Source organism: Mycobacterium sp. 050272 (assembly GCF_039023525.1).
Taxonomy (GTDB): domain Bacteria; phylum Actinomycetota; class Actinomycetes; order Mycobacteriales; family Mycobacteriaceae; genus Mycobacterium.
Genome location: NZ_JBCHKV010000003.1, coordinates 198,033 through 217,605 on the forward strand (window position 1 = coordinate 198,033; position 19,573 = coordinate 217,605).

Consider the following 19,573-nt stretch of genomic DNA (forward strand, 5'->3'; position numbering starts at 1 on the left):
CTACTGCCGGTTGCGGCCTCAGGAGCGTCTTGCGCGGCTACGGAGGCGGCTGTCCGGGCGGTGGTGGCGGCGGCGCCAGCAGCGGAATGGTGATCGGTGGCAGACCGGGGATCTCCACGACCTGCGAGCCGATCGGCAGCGGCGCTCCGTCCGGCGGCGGAGGCGGTGCCGGCGGGATGCCGTTACTGACCTGAATGGTGACGACCGAGCCGGGGATCGTGTTGCCCGACGGCGACGTCCCGACCACCTCGCCCAACTTCGCGGTGCTGTTGACCGAGTTGGTCTGGTCGGCGACCTGGAAGCCGGCCTCTTTGAGGCGCGAGCGCGCGGCGTCGACGTCCATGCCGGCCACGCTCGGCACCCGCGACCCGGGCGAGCCCTCGACGTAGCGCGGATCCGTCGGCGGCAACTTGATGTCGCCGAAGCTCAGCGCGATCGGCTTCATCGCGGTGAACCAGGTGCGCGCGGGCTCGTTACCGCCGTACAGGTCGCCCTCGCCGCAGTGGCGCAACGGCGCCGAGCACAGGTCCGTCGGCGAGGTGGAGTCGTCGTAGATGTAGTTGGCTGCGGCATAGCGGCTGGTGAACCCGACGAACCCGGAGGAGCGGTGCGCCTCGGTGGTGCCGGTCTTACCCGACACCGGCAGATCCCAGCCCGCCGCGCCGGCCGAACCGGCCGCGGTACCGCCGCCGGTCGCGTCCTTGCTCATCGCGTTGGCCAGGGTGTTGGCCAGCCCTTCGGGCACCACCTGGTCGCAGGTCTGGGTGGTCACGGCAACTTCATTGCCGTTGCGGTCGATCAGCTTGTCGATCGGGTTGGGCGGGCACCACACCCCGCCCGACGCCAGCGTGGCGGCGACGTTCGACAGCTCCAGGGCGTTCACCTCGATCGGGCCGAGCGTGAACGACCCGATGTTCTGCCGTTTGACGAAATCGGCCAGGCTTTCGTTGCTGTCAGGGTTGTAGTCACGGGCCGTGCCGGGGTCGGCGTAGGACCGCAGCCCCAGCTTGACCGCCATGTCGACCGTGCGCGTCACCCCCACCTGCGAGATCAGCTTGGCGAACGCGGTGTTGGGCGAGGTGGCCAGCGCCTCGGTGACGTTCATCGAGCCCCGGTAGTTACCGGCGTTGACCACACACCAGGTGTCCTTCGGGCAGCCCTTGGCGCCACCGCTACCCAGGCCCTTCTGCTGGAACCGCGGCGGCACGTCGAGCGTGGCGTTGATGCCCATGCCCATGTCCAGCGCGGCGGCGGTGGTGAAGATCTTGAACACCGATCCCGCGCCGTCGCCGACGAGCGAGAACGGCTGCGGGCGCATCGTCTGGCCGGCGTCGACGTCGAGGCCGTAGGTGCGGTTGCTGGCCATCGCCATCACCTTGTGCGAATCCTTGCCGGGCCTGATCACGCTCATCACGCTCGAGATGCCGGGCAGGGTCGGGCTGGCGAACTTGTCGATGGCGCTCTTGACCGGGATCTGCACGTCGGGATCCAGCGTCGTGCGGATCAGATAGCCGCCCCGGGCCACCTGTTCCTTACTGATGCCGGCGCGTGAGAGGTACTCCTGGACGTAGTCACAGAAGAAAGCGCGGTCGCCGGCGGCGATGCAGCCGCGTGGCAGCTCGTTGGGCTGCGGCAAGATGCCCAGCGGCGTCGCCTTGGCGGCGCGCAGCGCGTCGGTCTCCTGCGGCAGGTTCTCGATCATCGTGTCGAGCACCAGGTTGCGCCGGGCCAGTGCACCGTCGGGATTGGTGTAGGGGTTCAGCGTGCTGGTCGACTGCACCATGCCGGCCAGCAGCGCCGCCTGCTGCCAGTTCAGATCCGACGCGTTGATCCCGAAATAGGTCTGCGCCGCGTCCTGCACCCCGAACGAGCCGTTACCGAAGGAGACGAGGTTCAGGTAGCGGGTCAGGATCTCCGGCTTGGTGAAGGTCTTGTCGAGCGTGAGCGCCATCCGGATCTCGCGCAGCTTGCGCGCCGGGGTGGTTTCGACGGCAGCGCGCTTTTCGGCGTCGGTCTTCGCGGTGACCAGTAGTTGGTAGTTCTTGATGTACTGCTGCTCGATCGTCGAACCCCCTCGGGTGTCGACGTCGCCGGACGCATAGCCCGCCAGCCCGGTCAGTGTGCCCTTCCAGTCCACCCCGTTGTGTTCGGCGAATCGCTTGTCTTCGATCGAGACGATCGCCAGCTTCATCGTGTTGGCGATCTTGTCGGTGGGCACCTCGAACCGGCGTTGCTCGTACAGCCAGGCAATGGTGTTGCCCTTTGCGTCCACCATCGTCGAGACGGCGGGCACCTGACCCTCGAGCAGCTGGGCTGAGCCGTTGGCGACCACTTCGGAGGCCCGGTTGGACATCAGTCCCAGCCCGCCGGCCATCGGGAACAACAGCGCCGTGGCCACCACGCTCGCCAGCAGACAGCAGCCAGCCAGCTTAAGAATCGTGAGAGCTGCCGGGGGGCGGTCTGACATGCGTACTACAGTAACCGCCGTTTGTCGCGTGACGCGCCGCCGATCCGCACAGCGGATCTAGATCATGTGACCTGCAGCTTTGCTGCCGATCGGGATGCGATGTTCTCGATCGCGTTACATATCAGCTACCCAAAACGGGTACTCAATCTCATGATCGCGCCTACGCTCAAGGACAAGACGGCACGCCCGTCCCAAAAAAAGCGTTATCAGACTGTTGCGCAATTGGCTCCTGACCACCTAACTTATACAGACGGTGAGATTCAGGTAACACCGATCAGCACAGTGTGGTGTGGATCGCAGCATTGATCTGCTACCCAGGAGGGCGGTCGTTAATAGCGACCGGGAGGAAGGGAACAGCTCGTGTCAGGAACACGACCGGCGGCACGCCGAACCAACATTGCGGCGGCACAGGGGGTGCTGCACAGTGTTGATGCTGAAGAACGAATTGCCTGGGTGTCCCAAGCGCTATGCCGGACCACTGACCCCGACGAACTGTTTGTCCGGGGGGCCGCCCAGCGTAAGGCCGCGGTGATCTGCCGGCACTGCCCGGTGATGCAGGAATGCGGCGCCGACGCGCTGGACAACAAGGTCGAGTTCGGCGTCTGGGGTGGCATGACCGAACGCCAGCGCCGGGCCCTGCTCAAGCAGCACCCCGAGGTCGTTTCGTGGTCCGATTTCTTCGACAAGCGCCGGAGCCGCGGCGTCAGCTGACGCTTGGAACGCGGGTGCGCCGCAGCGTCGCGGCGCACAGGTAGGTCGAAACTTATTATTACAAAACCGTTACAGCGCCCTCGGGTTGGGCGCGTGTGCAATAGCGGCTCTAGCGCGAACTAGCTTGTGCCAGATGGCAATTCGCCGATTTAACTGGTTCTGACTCCAATCGTCGTCACCCGCCCAAATTTTTGGCAGCCGCTCAGCGGCTTATTGAACTGGCCGTATCGCGGCTCTGTGCAGGCCGGATCGGCCCTGAACGAGCGTTCCTTTGGCGAGTCTCAGCGATCCGCTGCGCGGGCCTTGCCGTCGCCGGCGGGGTTCGGATTCGCCGGTTCCTCAGCGCCCCGCCGCGCGGGCCGCATCATCACCGGCGGCGGTGATCTGATCGGCGAGCGCACGCAGGGCGTCCAGGTCCGACACGTCGAACGGCAGCGACGGAACGCCCACGACCGGCACGTTTGGGTTGGCGCCGGTGAATCGGGACAGCAGCCGGATCTCCCGCTTGGCGGTCTGGCCCCGGTCGGCGTGAATCCGCAGTACCGCCGTGGCCAGCGATGCGGCGTCGGAGTCCACCTCCGACTTCAGCGACTCGATCCCGTCGATGGCCCGCTCCACCGGCAGTGCGCACAGCAGGGGATGGGTGCGGTTCAAGATCAGGCCCGCCAGCGGCATGCTCTCTTGGGATAGCCGGTCGACGAAAAAGGACGCCTCACGCAGCGCGTCGGGTTCGGCCGCCGACACCACCACGAACTGGGTGCCACGCCGCTTCAGCAGCGCGTAGGTGCGGTCCGCCTTCTCGCGGAAGCCGCCGAAGGTGGCATCCAGTGACTGCACGAAGGCCGCCGCGTCGCCCAGCATCTGCGAGCCGAGCACGGTTGAGAGCGCCTTCATCGCCAAACCCATTGCGCCGGTGACCAATTTGCCGATGCCGCGGCCCGGCGCAAGAAGCAGTCGCCACAGTCGGCTGTCCATGAAGCTGCCCAGGCGTTTCGGCGCGTCCAGGAAGTCGAGTGCATTGCGAGACGGGGGAGTGTCCACCACCACCAGGTCCCAGCGGTCCTCGCCCAATAGCTGGCCAAGCTTCTCCATCGCCATGTACTCCTGCGTACCGGCCAGAGAGGTGGCGACCGTCTGGTAGAACTGGTTGTCCAAAATCGTTTGCGCCCGAGCGCCTCCCGAGTATTGGATCACCATTTCGTCGAAAGTGCGGCGCATGTCGAGCATCATCGCGTGTAACTCGCCGGTGACCTCGGGTGCCAGCGGCACCCGCTGTGGCGTATTGCCGAGGTCGTTGACGCCCAACGCCTGCGCCAGCCGTTTAGCCGGGTCGATCGTCAAAACGCAGACCGTGCGGCCATATTCGGCGGCACGTAGGGCCATCGCCGCCGCGGTGGTCGTCTTGCCGACGCCACCTGCGCCGCAGCAGACGACGACGCGGTTGGCACGGTCGGCCAGAATTTCAGCCATGTCAAGGGTTTTCGGTGTGGTAGTCATCGGACTCCCTGCTGTGCAAGCGATTCCGACAGCTCATACAAGCTGCCGAGGTCGACACCGTCGGAGATCGCGGGCAACTCCAGCCGCGGCACTTTCAAGGCGTCGAGCTGTTGTGCGGTCTCGGCCCGTGCCGTGATCCGGGTCGCGTGCTGAATGGTTTCGGTTAGTAAGCCGGCAAAGTCGTTGTCGCCCAGCTCGATTCCTGCCGTCTTCAACCCGGCGCGCACCGCGTCGGCGTCGATGTCGCCCTCGGCGGCCTTGGCCAGGTCGCGGGGCTCCAGGTATGCCGGAATATTGCGGTTCACGATCACGCTGCCGATCGGCAGTTGCATCTCGGCAAGCTCCTCGATGGCTTCCATCGTCTCCTGCACCGGCAGCGCTTCGAGCAGCGTGACCAGGTGGATGGCGGTCGCATCGGAGTGCAGCAGCTTGACAACGCCCTCGCTTTGCGAGTGCACCGGGCCGCCCTTGGCCAGATCGGACACCGCTTTGGTGACGTCAAGAAAGCGCGCGATGCGCCCGGTCGGTGGTGCGTCGACGACGATCGCGTCGTACACCGGCAGCTTGTTCTTGTCCCTGCGGACGACCGTCTCCTTGATCTTGCCGGTGAGTAGCACGTCGCGCAGGCCGGGCGCGATCGTCGTCGCGAACTCGATCGCACCGATCCGGCGCATCGCCCGTCCGGCGATCCCGAGGTTGTAGAACATGTCGAGGTATTCCAGGAACGCGGCCTCGATGTCGATCGCCAGGGCATTGACCTGACCGCCGCGCTCGGCGGTGGCGATCTTCACCTCCTGGTAGGGCAGCGGCGGAACGTCGAACAGTTGCGCAATCCCTTGGCGACCCTCCACTTCGACCAGGAGGACTTTGCGTCCGCCGGCCGCCAGGGTCAGCGCCAGCGCGGCCGCGATCGTCGATTTGCCCGTCCCGCCTTTGCCGGTGACGAAGTGCAAGCGGGCCTTCGACAGTCGGGCCGGCCAGCCGACGGCAGCGTTGCCGCTAGAAGTGGTTGCCACCATCGCATGCTAGCCCGAGCTCCGCGCGACCCCGGCAAATCGGGTAGCTACATCGGATCGCGGTCCACCGGGCTGACCCGTGGGGTTCACGCCCGACCGATAAGCTCGCGTCATGAGCCAACCGACCCCATGGGAATACGCCACGGTTCCGCTGCTGACGCACGCCACCAAACAGATCCTCGACCAGTGGGGTGCCGACGGCTGGGAGCTGGTCGCCGTGCTGCCCGGGCCGACCGGTGAGCAACACGTCGCCTATCTGAAGCGCCCCAAGTAAAGAGGACACTCGCAGATGACTGCTTCGGCCCGGCTTGAGCAGCTCGGCATCGCGCTTCCGGACCTGGTTGCGCCGTTGGCCTCTTACGTTCCCGCGGTGCGCACCGGCAACCTGGTCTACACCTCGGGCCAGCTGCCGATCGTGGCGGGAACGTTGGCCGGCACCGGCAAGGTGGGCGCCGACGTCAACCCCGATGACGCCAAGGCGATGGCGCGGCTGTGTGCGCTCAACGCTCTGGCCGCGGTGAATTCCCTGGTAGGTATCGACGCGGTGACCCGGGTGGTCAAGGTCGTCGGATTCGTCGCCTCCGCACCCGGCTTCAACGGTCAGCCCGGCGTCGTCAACGGGGCCTCAGAACTGCTCGGTGAGGTGTTCGGTGACCAAGGTGCGCATGCACGTTCGGCGGTGGGCGTTTCCGAGCTACCGCTGGATGCGCCGGTCGAAGTCGAGTTGATCGTGGAGGTCGGCTAACGGCCGTGACCGAGACAGTTGAGCCGCTGACTCATCCCGCATACGGCAGTTTGCGGGCGGTCACCGACACTGCCTCGGTCCTGCTGGCCGAGAACCCGGGCCTGCTGACGCTGGAGGGCACCAACACCTGGGTGTTGCGCGGACCCCGCAGCGACGAGCTGGTCATCGTGGACCCGGGGCCCGACGACAACGAGCACATCGCCCGGATCGCATCGCTCGGGCGCATCGCCCTGGTCCTGATCAGTCACCGGCACAGCGATCACACCGACGCCATCGACAAGTTGGTCGAGCTCACCGGCGCGACCGTGCGCTCGGCGGGCAGCGGATTCCTGCGTGGCCTCGGCGGCGAGCTGGTCGACGGCGAGATCATCGACGCCGCCAACCTGAAGATCAAGGTGATGGCCACGCCGGGGCACACCGCGGACTCGTTGTCGTTCCTGCTCGACGACGCGGTATTGACCGCCGACAGCGTGCTTGGCCGTGGCACCACCGTCATGGATAAGGAAGACGGCAGCCTGACCGCTTACTTGGAGTCGCTGCACCGGCTGCGCGGGCTGGGCCGTCGCGCGGTATTGCCCGGGCACGGGCCCGACCTGCCGGATTTGGAATCCGCCACGCACGGATATCTGGTCCACCGTCAGGAGCGGCTGGAGCAGGTGCGCTCGGCGTTGCGGGAAATCGGCGACGACGCCAGCGCCCGTCAGGTCGTCGAGCATGTCTACACCGACGTCGATGAAAAGCTCTGGGATGCCGCCGAATGGTCGGTGCAAGTGCAGTTGGACTACTTGCGCCGCGAGTGAACTCGCCGAGAGTGCGGCGGCGCCGGGCGTGATGTGCGCGGTTACCGCGCGCGGCGGGCTAGTCTCTCGGAGTCCGAGATCAGCACGCTTTTACCCTCCAGCCGGATCCACCCACGGTGGGCGAAGTCGGCGAGGGCCTTGTTGACCGTCTCCCGGGACGCCCCGACCAGCTGGGCGATCTCCTCTTGGGTCAGGTCGTGGGTGACCCGCATCGCGCCACCCTCCTGGGTGCCGAAACGCTGAGCGAGCTGCAGCAGCTGCTTGGCCACCCGGCCGGGCACGTCGGTGAAGATGAGGTCGGCGAGATTGTTGTTGGTGCGACGCAACCGCCGGGCGAGCACCCGCAGCAATTGCTCGGCGATTTCGGGCCGATCGGCGATCCACGCGCGCAGCGCATCGCGGTCCATCGAAACCGCACGCACCTCGGTGATCGTCGTGGCGCTCGACGTCCGGGGGCCCGGGTCGAAGATCGACAGTTCGCCGAACATGTCCGACGGGCCCATGATTGTCAGCAGATTCTCCCGGCCATCGGGTGACCGGCGACCGATCTTGACCTTCCCCGAGACGATGATGTACAGCCGATCGCCTGGTTCCCCCTCCGCGAAAACGGTGTGTCCACGCGGGAAGTCGACGGGTTGTAATTGCTTGGTCAGTGCGGTGACTGCGCCGGGTTCAACCCCTTGGAAGATTCCTGCCCTTGCCAGGATCTCGTCCACTTTGACCTTCAGCTTTCCAACGAAGTGATATGGATACCTACCTAGCTCGGGTTACGAGTCTAGAGGTAGGCCAACGTGCCAACGCTACACACGATTGACGTGTCTAGTCGCCCCATATTGCGGATTTCCGCCGGAATGCGCGTGTATCCGCATCGGTAAAGCGCGCGCGGGGGGATCGGTGAATGCGGTTGCGAGCAGCGATTCGGCGCGATGGCGACCGCTGGGCGGCGGGGACAGCGCGAGTTGCTGGGCCTGGCGTCGATGCAGGTACTCCAGCGCTTCGGGCATGCCCTCGCGGGCCAACGTGCGCATATCCATTGCCTGCGCCTGTTCGAGAAACTCGTCGACGTCGGTCGACGTAATCGACTCCCGGCCGAGCTCCTTTTCGAGCCGCCCCAGGCCGAGCGCGGCGAGCATAAGCAGCCCCGGCACGCACGCCACCAGCAACCATGACACAAGGAGAGTAAACATGGCCAAGGTCTCAGGGAGATTACGAAATCAGTACTCTGTCGTAGGTGACAGTGGCACGGCCGTCCGGGCGTTCGAAAACCACCGCGGCTTCCGCTGATTCCAAGCCTGATTCCGCACTTGCCCGGCGTTGGGCCTCGGAAACTCGAGTGGGTTTGGTGCGTCGCGCGCGCAGGATGAATCGCACACTGGCACAAGCATTTCCGGACGCACATTGCGAGCTGGATTTCAGATCGCCGCTGGAACTGGTGGTGGCCACCATTCTTTCGGCGCAGAGCACCGACAAACGGGTGAACCTTACGACGCCGGCTTTGTTCGCCAGATATAAGTCGGCACTGGATTATGCGAAAGCCGATCGCGATGAGCTGGAAAACCTCATCCGTCCCACTGGCTTCTTCCGCAACAAGGCGAGCTCACTGATCGGGTTGGGGCAGGCCCTGGTCGAGAAGTTCGACGGCGAGGTGCCGTCGACGATGGAGGAGTTGGTGACCCTGCCCGGGGTCGGGCGCAAGACGGCCAACGTCGTCTTGGGAAACGCCTTCGACATCCCCGGAATCACGGTCGACACCCACTTTCAGCGGCTGGTGGCCAGATGGCGTTGGACCGAGGAAAAGGACCCGGTCAAAATCGAGCACGCGGTCGGCGAACTGGTCGAACGTAAGGAATGGACCCTGCTGAGCCACCGCGTGATCTTCCACGGCCGCCGGGTGTGCCACGCCCGCAAGCCGGCCTGCGGGGTCTGCCTGCTCGCTAAAGACTGCCCGTCGTTCGGGCTCGGCCCCACCGAACCGGCGCTGGCCGCGCCCCTGGTGCAGGGCCCCGAAGCCGAACACCTGCTGTCGCTGGTCGGGCTGTAGCACGGCCGGGACGTTGACCCCGAGAACTCGGTGGACCATCGCGATCTTGGCGGTGGTGATGGCGCTGGTGGCCGCGTTCGTCGCGCAACTGCGCGACGACTCCCGGCCGGCCGCGACGACGTCGCCCGCAAGCTCGGGACCGAATCGAGAGCACCGCGACGCCGACACACCGGCCGCGCTGGCCGGCCCCCGCGCGCGAGCAAACCTGCCACCCTGCCCCGCGCCGGGCAACGGTGCCGGCCCCGCGGTCCTGCGCGGCGTGGTGGTCGAATGCGCGGCCGACGGATCCACCGTCGACGTCGCCCGTGCGCTGGCCGGCCGCCGGGTGGTGATCAATATATGGGCGTACTGGTGCGCGCCGTGCGCGGCCGAATTGCCCGCGATGGCCGAATATCAGCGCCGGGTCGCCTCCGACGTCCTGGTGGTGACCGTGCATCAGGACGAGAACGAGACCGCGGCATTGTTGCGGCTGGCGGAGCTGGGTGTTCGGCTCCCGACCTTGCAGGATGGGCGGCGGCTGATCGCCGCAGCACTCAAGGTCGCGAATGTGGTGCCCGCGACCGTAGTGCTGAGACCGGACGGTAGCGTTGCGCAGACGCTGCTGCGCGATTTCGCGAGTGCCGACGAGATCGAGGCCGCGGTCGGAAACAACGGATGACCGAGTTCGGCGGTCCGACAATGGCTGGGCAGGTGGACCCGACAAGGAGGCGCCGGTGAGTGGTGGGGGTGCCGCCCGCGCGCAGGGGACGGCTCCCCTGACGCCCGACGTCTGCCCGCCCTGGTTGCGGCCGCTGGTCGACAACGTGGGCCAGATCCCGGAGGCCTACCGGCGCCGGTTGCCTCCCGATGTGCTGGCGATGGTGACCGCGGCCCGGGCGGCATCCGCCGACGACGACCGCGAGGCCGCTGTGCTGGTGCTGTTTTCGGGTCCCGAGTCCGGGCCGGGCAACGGTGCCGTGCCCGACGACGCCGACCTGTTGCTCACCGTGCGGGCGTCCTCGCTGCGACACCATGCGGGTCAGGCGGCGTTCCCCGGCGGCGCGGCCGACCCGGGCGATCGCGGACCGGTCGCCACCGCACTGCGAGAAGCCCACGAGGAGACCGGGATCGACGTCACTCGGCTGCACCCGCTGATCACGATGGAGAAGACGTTCATCGCCCCGTCGCAGTTCCACGTCGTCCCGGTGCTGGCCTACTCTCCCGACCCCGGGCCGGTCGCGGTGGTCAACGAGGGCGAGACGGCGATCGTGTCGCGGGTTCCGGTGCGCGCGTTCATCAATCCGGACAACCGGCTGATGGTTTACCGGGGCGACCTCGGCAATCGTTGGGCAGGTCCGGCGTTTCTGCTGAACCAAATGCTGGTTTGGGGATTCACTGGCCAGGTGATCTCTGCCGTTCTCGACGTCGCCGGCTGGGCAAAGCCGTGGGACACCAACGACGTCCGTGAACTCGACGAAGCGATGGTGCTGGTCGGCCGGCAGGGCGGCGCGCGATGAACTCGATGACCCCGTCGCAGTGGCTGGATATCGCGGTGCTCGCCGTCGCTTTCATCGCGGCCATCTCGGGCTGGCGTTCGGGCGCGGTGGGTTCGCTCTTCTCGTTTATCGGTGTGCTGCTGGGCGCGATCGCCGGGGTACTGCTGGCGCCCCACATCGTCAGCCACATCGCCGCCCCGCGCGCCAAGTTGTTCGGCGCGCTGTTCCTCATTCTTGCGCTGGTCGTCGTCGGTGAGGTCGCCGGCGTGGTGCTGGGACGCGCTGTGCGCGGCGCGATCCGCAGCCGCACGTTCAGAACCGTGGACTCGGTCATTGGGGTGGGGGTGCAGCTCGTCGTCGTGCTCACCGCCGCGTGGCTGCTGGCGACGCCGCTGACCCAGTCGAAAGACCAGCCCGAGCTGGCGGCCGCGGTCCGCGGTTCGCGGGTGCTCGCCGAGGTCAACACCATCGCGCCCCCGTGGTTGAAGACTGTGCCCAAACGCCTTTCGGCGTTGTTGAACACCTCGGGGCTGCCCGCGGTGCTCGAGCCGTTCAGCCGCACGCCGGTGGTCCCGGTCGAATCACCGGATCCCTCGCTTGCCACCAATCCAGTGGTCACCGCCGCCGCGCCCAGCGTGGTGAAGGTACGCAGCCTGGCGCCCAGCTGCCAGAAAGTGTTGGAGGGCACGGGATTTGTGATCGCTCCCGATCGGGTGATGACCAATGCGCACGTAGTGGCGGGGTCGAGCAGCGTACAGATCTACGCCAGCGGTAACCCGTTGGACGCCACCGTCGTCTCCTACGACCCTTCCGTCGACATTGCCATTCTTGCCATTCCGAACCTGCCGCCTCCGCCACTGGCTTTCAGCGACACCGAGGCGAAGACCGGCACCAACGTGGTGGTGCTGGGTTACCCCGGCGGCGGCAACTTCACCGCGACCCCGGCCAGGATTCGCGAGGCCATCAAACTCAGCGGCCCCGACATCTACCGCGATCCGCAACCGGTCACGCGCGACGTCTACACCATCAGAGCCAATGTGGAGCAAGGCAATTCGGGTGGGCCGCTGATCGACCTCAGCGGCCACGTGCTGGGCGTGGTATTCGGCGCTGCTGTCGACGATCCCGACACCGGATTTGTGTTGACCGCCGGTGAGGTGGCCGGCCAGATGGCCAAGATCGGTGACACCCAACAGGTGGGCACCGGGACCTGCGTCAGCTGATCAGTGCACCTGCTCGAAAAACCTCATCAGGTGTCTGTTGATTTCCTCGGGCATCTCTTCGTGGCTGTAATGCCCTGCGCCGGTGACGGATACGTACCGGCCCTGCGTCGCATAGCGCTGACTGTGATCGACCGGATCGGCCAGTACGTAGGGGTCGGCGTCGCCGCGCAGATGTAGCAGCGGCACCCCGAGCTGGCGCGACATCGACTTCATGAATCGCCGGCCTTCACCGCGCAGCTGGCTGCGCACCGCCCAGCGCTGGTATTCCAGGGCGCAGTGCGCCGCACCGGGAATCTGGATCGCCGTGCGCAGATAACCGATCGTTTGCGAGAAGTCCTCGGAGGCAACCCATTTGGCGGAGCTACGGTGCTTGATCAGACGTTCGATCTCGGCGCCGTTGTCGCGGGTCAGCAACCGCTCGGGCCATAGCGGTAGCTGATAGCGCAGCAGGGTCGGCAGCAGTGCGGAACTCTGGTCGCGGCGCGTTAACGCCGATCGGCGCAGCGCCGCCGGGTGTGGCGAGCTGACCAGCGCGATGGCGCGCACCAGCCGCGAATGTAGCAGCGCGGTGGCCCAGCAGCACAGCCCGCCGTCGGCGTGGCCGACGAGCGTCGCCGACGAATGCCCAAGCGCGCGAATAAGTCCGGCCGTGTCGCCGGCGAGCGTCCAGCCGTCGTAACCACGCGGCGGCTTGTCGCTGCCGCCGTAGCCGCGCAGGTCGACCGCGACCACCCGGGCATCGGTCAGCCCACGCAGCTGATGCCGCCAGGACCACCAGAACGAGCCGAAACCATGCAGCAGCATCACCAGCGGTCGTGCGGCTGCCGCCGCCGGTGCGCCCGGACCGGTCGGTAGCGCCTCGACGACGTGGAATCGAATGCCGTTGGCGTGCACGTCCAAATGGCGCCACGGCCCGTCGATGCGGACCATCGACGGATCAGGTACTGCCATTTACCAACCTGAGGGGTCGCCGGGGTTGCCGTTCTCGGGCTTGGCGTGCTTGCCGGGTGTGTCGGTGAGTTGCTTGGTCGCGGCGGCGTGCTTGTCGTGGCCCGGGGTGAGCGCGCTGCGCGTCTCCTTGACCGATTCGATGGTCTCCTGTGGTCCGCGGATCCGGCGCACCTTCAAATAGCCCAGCAGCGCCAGCACAGCTCCGACCACGACCATGAGCGCGAACACGATCAGGAAGGCCACCCACCGCCACAACCAGTTGTCGAGCAGCTCGGCGAGAAAGAAGAAGAAAAAGAAGGTGGAGTAGAACAGCACCACCAGCGCGGCGATGAAGAAGACGCTGCCGGTGAGGCCCTTCTTGATGTCGCGGGTGATCTCCGCGCGGGCCAGCTCGACTTCGGCCCGCACCAGCGTGGACGCCTGAGTCGTCGCGTCTTTGATCAGGTCGCCGATCGACGGTTCGCCGGGCCTGGCGTGCGGGTCGGCCAACGGAATCGTGGTCAGCGTGCTCGGCACACCATTACTGCGATCGACCTTGCTCACTAACGGTCCTCTCCGTTGAACTGCCCGGCTCCTGACAAAGCCGCTGCTTGGCTCGCATAGTCGCCGAGCCCGTTCGCTGTCGTCGCGGTTTATGTTGCCATGCGCCGCGATGCCAGACGAGGCCAGCCGAAGTCCGCGGGACCCGGCGACCGACGGGCCCGGCCGCCGCCATTCGCACAGCAAGAGGGGCGCCGGGGTGATCATCTAGACTGGCGCAGCTGTTCTCCGACATCCGGCCCGCTGATGGGAGTTACGCATTGCAGACGGCGCATCGGTGCTTTGTGGCGGCGCTGGTGGCCGTGCTCCTCGTCCAGCCCGCTGTGCCTGCAAATGTCGCGGCCGCTGACGACCGGGTCCCGATGGGTGGCGGTGCCGGCATCGTCATCAACGGAGACACCATGTGCACGCTGACCACGATCGGCGGCGATGCCGCCGGTGAGCTGATCGGTTTCACCTCCGCGCACTGCGGTGGACCGGGCGCGCAGGTCGCCGCCGAGGCGGCCGAAGGCAGAGGCATCCTGGGCGTCATGGTCGCGGGCAACGACGCCCTGGACTATGCGGTGATCAAGTTCGATCCGGCCAAGGTGGCGCCGGTGGCCAACTACGGGGGGTTCATCATCAACGGCATCGGTCCGGAACCGGTGTTCGGGCAGATCGCCTGCAAGCAGGGCCGGACGACCGGCAATTCGTGTGGTGTCACCTGGGGGCCGGGCCAGGATCCGGGAACCATCGTCATGCAGGTGTGTGGCCGCCCGGGTGACTCCGGTGGGCCGGTGACGGTCGACAACCTGCTGGTCGGGATGATCCACGGCGCGTTCAGTGACAACCTGCCGACCTGCATCATCAAGTACATCCCGCTGCACACTCCGGCGGTGGTGATGTCGTTCAACGCGATCCTGGCCGACATCAACGCCAAGCACCGGCCCGGCGCGGGCTTCGTCCCGATACCGGTCTGAGCTACTTGGCCTCTCTGATCGCGTCGAAGACGCCCGGGTCAAGCAGTGTCGACGTGTCTCCGAGGTCGCGATTTTCGGCGATGTCGCGCAGCAGCCGGCGCATGATCTTGCCGCTGCGGGTCTTGGGCAGTTCGGGCACCACGTGGATCTCGCGTGGCTTGGCGATCGGCGAGATCTCCCGGGCCACCTCGGCGCGCAACTCCTCGACGATGCCCTCGTGCATGTCGTACTCGGCGCACATCACGACGAACGCGCAGATGGCTTGGCCCGTGGTCTCGTCTTTCTTGGCGACCACCGCGGCCTCGGCCACTCCGGAGTGGCCGACCAGCGCCGACTCCAGCTCGGCGCTCGACAGCCGGTGCCCGGACACGTTCATCACGTCGTCGATGCGGCCCACCACCCAGATGGCGCCGTCGCGGTCGTAATAGGCGCTGTCACCGGCGAAATACCAGCCCTGCTCGGCGAACCTGGACCAGTAGGTCTCGATATATCGGTCCGGGTCGCCCCAGATGCCGCGCAGCATGGACGGCCACGGCTGGTCCAAGACCAGGTAGCCGGTCACGTGTTCGCCATGGTGGACGGTCGGCGTCAGCTGATCGCCGTGGTCGTCGACGATGCTGGCCGAAATCCCGGGCAACGCCCTCATCGCCGAACCAGGTTTGGCCGCAGCGACTCCGGGCAGCGGGGAGATCATCGCCGAACCCGTTTCGGTCTGCCACCAGGTGTCCACGATCGGGAGGCGGTCGGCGCCGATCACCCTGCGGTACCAGCGCCAGGCCTCGGGGTTGATCGGCTCGCCCACCGTGCCCAGCAGTCGAAGGCTGGACAGGTCGTGTGCATCGGGGATCTCGCGACCCCACTTCATGAACGTCCGGATCAGCGTGGGTGCCGTGTAATAGATTGTGACACCGTACTTTTCGATGATTTCGAAATGCCGGTGCTGACTGGGCGAATCGGGAGTGCCCTCGTAGAGGACCTCGGTGACGCCGTTGGACAGCGGACCGTAGACGCCGTAGGTGTGCCCGGTGACCCAGCCGATGTCGGCGGTGCACCAAAACACGTCGCGGTCGGGCTTGATGTCGAAGATGTTGTAGTGCGTGTACGACGTCTGGGTTAAGTAGCCGCCGCTGGTGTGCACGATGCCCTTAGGCTTTCCGGTGGTGCCCGAGGTGTACAGCAGGAACAGCGGGTGCTCGGCGTCGAAGGGCGCCGCGGTGTGTTGGGCCGACGCGGAATCCACCACGTCGTGCCACCACACGTCGCGGTCGTCGTTCCAGGACACGTCGATTCCGGTGCGCCGCACCACCAGAACCTTCTGGACGGGGCTCTCGCCGTCCGGTCCGGGCGCCACGGCCTCGTCGGCGGCATCCTTCAGCGGTGCGGGCTTGCCGCGCCGGAACTGTCCGTCGGCGGTGATCAGCACCTTGGCCTGGGCGTCGGCGATGCGGGCGCTCAGCGCCTTGGCGGTGAAACCGGCGAACACGACGCTGTGCATGACACCCAGTCGCGCGCAGGCCAGCATCGCGATCACGGCTTCCGGGATCAACGGCATATAGATGGCGGCGCGGTCGCCGGCGACCAGACCAAGATCGGTCAGCGCGTTGGCCGCTTTGCACACCTCGTCCTGCAGGTCGGAGTAGGTCAGGCTGCGGCTGTCGCCGACCGGCTCGCCCTCCCAGTGAATCGCCACCCGGTCGCCGAGGCCGGCCTCGACGTGGCGGTCCACGCAGTTGTAGGCGACGTTGAGCTTGCCGTCGGAAAACCATTTGGCGAATGGCGCCTGCGACCAGTCCAGCACCTCGGTGAACGGCTTGGCCCACGTCAGCCGGTTGGCCTGCTTGGCCCAGAACGCCAGCCGGTCCGCTTCGGCCTCGCGGTAGAGATCCTCGCGGGCGTTGGCCTGCTCGGCGAATTGCGCCGGCGGCGGGTACGACGAAGGGCCTTCGGTGTGCGTGGCGGTCACTGGCTTCGCTCCTATGTCGAGTATGTCGAGGGCCGGGTCTCGAGCTGGTCAACCGTCTGTGAGCCTAGACCCGCCAGCCGAATCTGTGGACGCCAATCCGGGGGTAAACCTCGTTGTCATCCCGCATAATCACGGTTGTGCCGGAATGTCGCGGGCAGCGTGCCCGTTGGTTATCTCTCAGCATCGCCGCGGCCGCAACGAGTTACGCGGTAGCCGGCGTGCTGGGGCCGCACGCGTCGGCGGTGCCGGTCGGCGATCAGGCGCTGCCGTGTCGCTCGGAGCAGGTCGACGTCGCCGGTTCCCCGACGCAGGCCGCCGTGGGCCACCGCTCGGTGACCCTGACGTTCAGCCTCGCCGGTGGTGCGGAACCGTGCACGCTGACCGGTTACCCCGCGGTCGAGACGGGCGAGGGCGGGCCCAATATTCACGCCAAGCCCACGCCGCGCGGCTACATGGGCGGCTTGCCGAGCGATGTCGATGAGCCGCCTACCGTCACCCTGTCGCTGGCCTCACAGGCCCAGGCCGTCGTGGAGGGCGTGGCCATAGACCGCAAGGGCAACCCGTGCCCCAATTACACCGCGCTGCAGGTCAACCCGCCGAACACGATCATCGTGTTCATGGTGCCGGTCGCCATCGACGCCTGCGAATTGCAGGTGCACCCGGTCACCGCCGCGCAGCAGTAGGACCTAGTACGGGCTCGCCCTCTCCAGGCAATAGACCACCGGGGGAGTGGGGTAGCTGACTCCGTTGAGCCCCGACGGGCAGTCCGAACTGTTCGCGGTGCCGTCGATGCGCTGGATGACTCGCATCACGCCCGACTCATGGTCATTGCAGTCACCCAGAGTCAGTTTGGGACTGTCGCGCTCGCCGGACACGAGATAACACTGGCCCTGTTTGAGGTTCAGGGCGAAACAGAGGATGGTCGAGCTGTCGGTGTAGCGGTCATAAACGGAGCCCTCACGCTTTCCGTCGGGGCACTGTGCCGACGGTCCGCCTTTGGCGGCCAGCAAGTAGGTATTCGCCGGATTGGCGCAGTCGTTGCCCGGGCTCGAATCGAATGCCTCTGAGCGATAAGACATTTGAGTAATGCACTCGCCAACCTGCATCGACGTGCGTTCTTGATGCTTGGCGAGCCGCGATGCCGCGTTGACGAAGTCTGCCACGATTCCGAGCACCAGTACGACCGCGCCGATCGTGATCAGCGCGGTGGACGCCCCGCTCGCGCGCCGCGGCGGGGCGGGCGCGCCGTACGGCGGATACCCGGGGTAGGGCGGGTAGCCGGGATAGGGCGGTTGCGGGCCCGGATACCCCATCGGCGGCGGGTAGGGGTAACCGGGGCGCGGCCGTCGGCGGCTTCGGGAACGCTCCCATAGGCCGACGATCAGACAGATCAATCCGATGAGGGGAACGCCCAGAGCGAACGCCGTCTCGCCCAGCGCCACACCCACGTCGTGGTCCGAGGCGAGAAGCGTGACCCCCATGTCGAAATCCTAGGTTGTCGGCGCCGCCTGGCGCACCTCACCGGCGGTCCTTGCGTGGCTGGTGTGCTCGCAGGCCCTAGGGTCGCTGTCATGTGTTGGATGCGGGCTATGACCGCTGTCGTCGTGCTTGCGACCGCGTCGCTGGCCGGCTGCGGCGGCGGCGTGCTGAGCCCTGAACTGGTGGTGGTGAACGGCGGCGAACCGCCGAACCCGCTGATACCGACCGGCACCAACGACAGCCTCGGCGGGCGGATCCTGGATCGGCTGTTCGCCGGCCTGGTGTCCTACGACGCCGACGGCAAACCGTCACCGGAAGTGGCGCAGTCCATCGAGACCACCGACAATGTCAACTACCGGATTGTTCTCAAACCGGGCTGGAAGTTCACCGACGGCTCTGCGGTAACGGCACATTCGTTTGTCGACGCGTGGAATTACGGTGCTATGAGCGCCAACGCCCAACTGCAGCAGGACTTTTTCAGTCCGATCGCCGGATTCGACGACGTAGCCGGCCCGCCGGGCGACGGCAAGCCGACCACGATGTCCGGGCTTGCGGTGGTCAACGATCTCGAGTTCACGGTGCGGCTCAAGGCACCGACCGTCGACTTCAAGTTGCGCTTGGGTCACAATGCGTTCTATCCGTTGCCGGACCGGGCATTTCGTGACATGGCGGCGTTCGGGCGCAACCCGGTGGGCGACGGGCCGTATCGGCTGGCCGACAATCCCGACGGACCCGCCTGGGAACACAACGTGAAGATCGACATGAAGCCCAACCCCGATTACCACGGCAACCGCAAACCCCATAACAAGGGCTTGAGGTTCGAGTTCTACGGCAACCTGGATACCGCCTATGCCGACCTGCTATCCGGCAATCTCGATGTCCTGGACACGATTCCGTCCAGCGCGCTGACAATTTACCGCCGCGACCTCGGTGACAACGCCGCCAGCGGGCCCGTCGCGGTCAGCCAATCACTCGACACACCATTGCGGCTACCGCATTTCGGCGGTGAGGAGGGCCGGTTGCGACGGTTGGCCTTGTCGGCCGCGGTCAACCGTCCGCAGATCTGCCGGCAGATCTTCAACGACACCCGCAGCCCGGCCCGCGATTTCACCGCCCGCTCCCTGCCGGGGTTCGACCCGAACATCCCAGGCAACGACGCACTGGACTTCAATCCCGAACGGGCACAGCAACTTTGGGCGCAGGCCAACGCAATCTCGCCGTGGAGCGGGCGGTACGCCATCGCCTACAACGCGGACAGCGGCCACCAAGAGTGGGTAGACGCGGTGGCCAACAGCATCAAGAACGTGTTGGGCATCGACGCCGTCGGCGCTCCGCACCCGACCTTTGCGGGGTTCCGCACTCAGATCACCAACCGCACCATCGACACCGCCTTCCGCGCCGGATGGATCGGCGACTATCCGTCGATGATCGAATTCCTCGCCCCGCTGTACGCCACCGGTGCGGGATCCAACGACGTCGGGTATTCCAGCCGGGAGTTCGACGCCGGGCTCGCGGCCGCCGAGGCCGCGCCCAGCCTGCAGCAGGCCGATGTTCTGGTCAACGTGGCGCAACGAATCCTGTTGCACGACATGCCCGCTGTACCGTTGTGGTACTACATCGCCGTGGTGGGGTGGTCGCCGGAGGTCAGCAACGTCAAGGTCACCTGGAACGGGCTGCCCGACTACGAGAACATCGTCAAGGCCTAAGAC

General features: G+C 66.4%; 20 protein-coding genes. 11 read left to right on the top strand and 9 right to left on the bottom strand.

Going from position 1 to position 19,573, the window contains the following annotated elements; all coding sequences use genetic code 11:
• Positions 1–37 precede the first annotated feature (37 nt).
• Positions 38–2,467, bottom strand: a complete 2,430-nt coding sequence (ponA2, locus tag AAHS21_RS08660; RefSeq protein WP_342927274.1) for a transglycosylase/D,D-transpeptidase PonA2 — start codon at positions 2,465–2,467, stop codon at positions 38–40.
• Between the two features lie 360 nt (positions 2,468–2,827).
• Between ponA2 and AAHS21_RS08665 the strand changes: the two genes are divergently transcribed.
• Positions 2,828–3,178, top strand: coding sequence for a WhiB family transcriptional regulator (locus tag AAHS21_RS08665; protein WP_342927275.1), 351 nt, complete (start codon positions 2,828–2,830; stop codon positions 3,176–3,178).
• 339 nt (positions 3,179–3,517) lie between these two features.
• Here the strand turns inward: AAHS21_RS08665 and AAHS21_RS08670 are convergent, their stop codons facing one another.
• Positions 3,518–4,675: an ArsA family ATPase gene (locus AAHS21_RS08670; protein ID WP_342927276.1), complete on the bottom strand. Its 1,158-nt coding sequence runs from the start codon at positions 4,673–4,675 to the stop codon at positions 3,518–3,520.
• The gene (locus AAHS21_RS08675; RefSeq protein WP_342927277.1) at positions 4,672–5,694 is read right to left on the bottom strand and encodes an ArsA family ATPase; all 1,023 of its coding nucleotides are present in this window, start codon (positions 5,692–5,694) and stop codon (positions 4,672–4,674) included. The genes AAHS21_RS08670 and AAHS21_RS08675 overlap by 4 nt, the downstream gene beginning before the upstream one ends.
• Positions 5,695–5,803: 109 nt before the next feature.
• Here AAHS21_RS08675 and AAHS21_RS08680 point away from each other — a divergent pair, with 109 nt between their 5' ends.
• From AAHS21_RS08680 to AAHS21_RS08690, 3 genes are read left to right on the top strand one after another with little or no spacing between them, the layout of a single operon-like run.
• On the top strand, positions 5,804–5,965 hold the full coding sequence (locus tag AAHS21_RS08680) for a DUF4177 domain-containing protein (RefSeq protein WP_090607515.1): 162 nt from the start codon (positions 5,804–5,806) through the stop codon (positions 5,963–5,965).
• A gap of 15 nt (positions 5,966–5,980) precedes the next feature.
• Entirely contained in the window at positions 5,981–6,436 is a 456-nt protein-coding gene (locus tag AAHS21_RS08685) for a RidA family protein (RefSeq protein ID WP_342927278.1), read from the top strand.
• 5 nt (positions 6,437–6,441) lie between these two features.
• Entirely contained in the window at positions 6,442–7,236 is a 795-nt protein-coding gene (locus AAHS21_RS08690) for an MBL fold metallo-hydrolase (RefSeq protein WP_342927279.1), read from the top strand.
• Between the two features lie 41 nt (positions 7,237–7,277).
• On the opposite strand, the gene crp is transcribed toward AAHS21_RS08690, so the two are convergent.
• Together crp and AAHS21_RS08700 are read right to left on the bottom strand one after the other, a co-directional pair.
• A complete protein-coding gene (crp, locus tag AAHS21_RS08695) occupies positions 7,278–7,952 on the bottom strand; it encodes a cAMP-activated global transcriptional regulator CRP (protein WP_036465140.1) in 675 nt (224 codons plus the stop codon).
• 84 nt (positions 7,953–8,036) lie between these two features.
• On the bottom strand, positions 8,037–8,423 hold the full coding sequence (locus tag AAHS21_RS08700) for a hypothetical protein (RefSeq protein ID WP_342927280.1): 387 nt from the start codon (positions 8,421–8,423) through the stop codon (positions 8,037–8,039).
• Positions 8,424–8,596: 173 nt separating this feature from the next.
• Between AAHS21_RS08700 and nth the strand changes: the two genes are divergently transcribed.
• From nth to marP, 4 genes are read left to right on the top strand one after another with little or no spacing between them, the layout of a single operon-like run.
• Entirely contained in the window at positions 8,597–9,277 is a 681-nt protein-coding gene (gene nth / locus AAHS21_RS08705; RefSeq protein ID WP_342927281.1) for an endonuclease III, read from the top strand.
• Between the two features lie 58 nt (positions 9,278–9,335).
• A complete protein-coding gene (locus AAHS21_RS08710; RefSeq protein ID WP_342927501.1) occupies positions 9,336–9,935 on the top strand; it encodes a TlpA disulfide reductase family protein in 600 nt (199 codons plus the stop codon).
• Between the two features lie 55 nt (positions 9,936–9,990).
• Positions 9,991–10,773: a CoA pyrophosphatase gene (locus tag AAHS21_RS08715; RefSeq protein WP_342927282.1), complete on the top strand. Its 783-nt coding sequence runs from the start codon at positions 9,991–9,993 to the stop codon at positions 10,771–10,773.
• 5 nt (positions 10,774–10,778) lie between these two features.
• Positions 10,779–11,972: an acid resistance serine protease MarP gene (gene marP / locus AAHS21_RS08720; RefSeq protein ID WP_342927502.1), complete on the top strand. Its 1,194-nt coding sequence runs from the start codon at positions 10,779–10,781 to the stop codon at positions 11,970–11,972.
• On the opposite strand, the gene AAHS21_RS08725 is transcribed toward marP, so the two are convergent.
• Together AAHS21_RS08725 and AAHS21_RS08730 are read right to left on the bottom strand one after the other, a co-directional pair.
• On the bottom strand, positions 11,973–12,923 hold the full coding sequence (locus AAHS21_RS08725) for an alpha/beta hydrolase (RefSeq protein WP_342927283.1): 951 nt from the start codon (positions 12,921–12,923) through the stop codon (positions 11,973–11,975). It lies immediately after the preceding gene.
• Positions 12,924–13,466, bottom strand: a complete 543-nt coding sequence (locus AAHS21_RS08730; protein WP_342927284.1) for a phage holin family protein — start codon at positions 13,464–13,466, stop codon at positions 12,924–12,926.
• A 257-nt stretch (positions 13,467–13,723) separates the two neighbouring features.
• Here AAHS21_RS08730 and AAHS21_RS08735 point away from each other — a divergent pair, with 257 nt between their 5' ends.
• A complete protein-coding gene (locus AAHS21_RS08735) occupies positions 13,724–14,422 on the top strand; it encodes a serine protease (RefSeq protein ID WP_342927285.1) in 699 nt (232 codons plus the stop codon).
• A gap of 1 nt (position 14,423) precedes the next feature.
• On the opposite strand, the gene acs is transcribed toward AAHS21_RS08735, so the two are convergent.
• Positions 14,424–16,385, bottom strand: a complete 1,962-nt coding sequence (acs, locus tag AAHS21_RS08740; RefSeq protein WP_342927286.1) for an acetate--CoA ligase — start codon at positions 16,383–16,385, stop codon at positions 14,424–14,426.
• Between the two features lie 218 nt (positions 16,386–16,603).
• Here acs and AAHS21_RS08745 point away from each other — a divergent pair, with 218 nt between their 5' ends.
• Positions 16,604–17,068 carry a DUF4232 domain-containing protein gene (locus tag AAHS21_RS08745; RefSeq protein WP_342927503.1) on the top strand — a complete coding sequence of 155 codons (465 nt, stop codon included), beginning with the start codon at positions 16,604–16,606 and terminating at the stop codon, positions 17,066–17,068.
• Positions 17,069–17,071: 3 nt separating this feature from the next.
• Here AAHS21_RS08745 and AAHS21_RS08750 read toward each other — a convergent pair whose 3' ends face one another.
• On the bottom strand, positions 17,072–17,866 hold the full coding sequence (locus AAHS21_RS08750; protein ID WP_342927287.1) for a hypothetical protein: 795 nt from the start codon (positions 17,864–17,866) through the stop codon (positions 17,072–17,074).
• 90 nt (positions 17,867–17,956) lie between these two features.
• Here AAHS21_RS08750 and AAHS21_RS08755 point away from each other — a divergent pair, with 90 nt between their 5' ends.
• Positions 17,957–19,570: an ABC transporter substrate-binding protein gene (locus AAHS21_RS08755; RefSeq protein ID WP_342927288.1), complete on the top strand. Its 1,614-nt coding sequence runs from the start codon at positions 17,957–17,959 to the stop codon at positions 19,568–19,570.
• Positions 19,571–19,573: the final 3 nt, after the last annotated feature.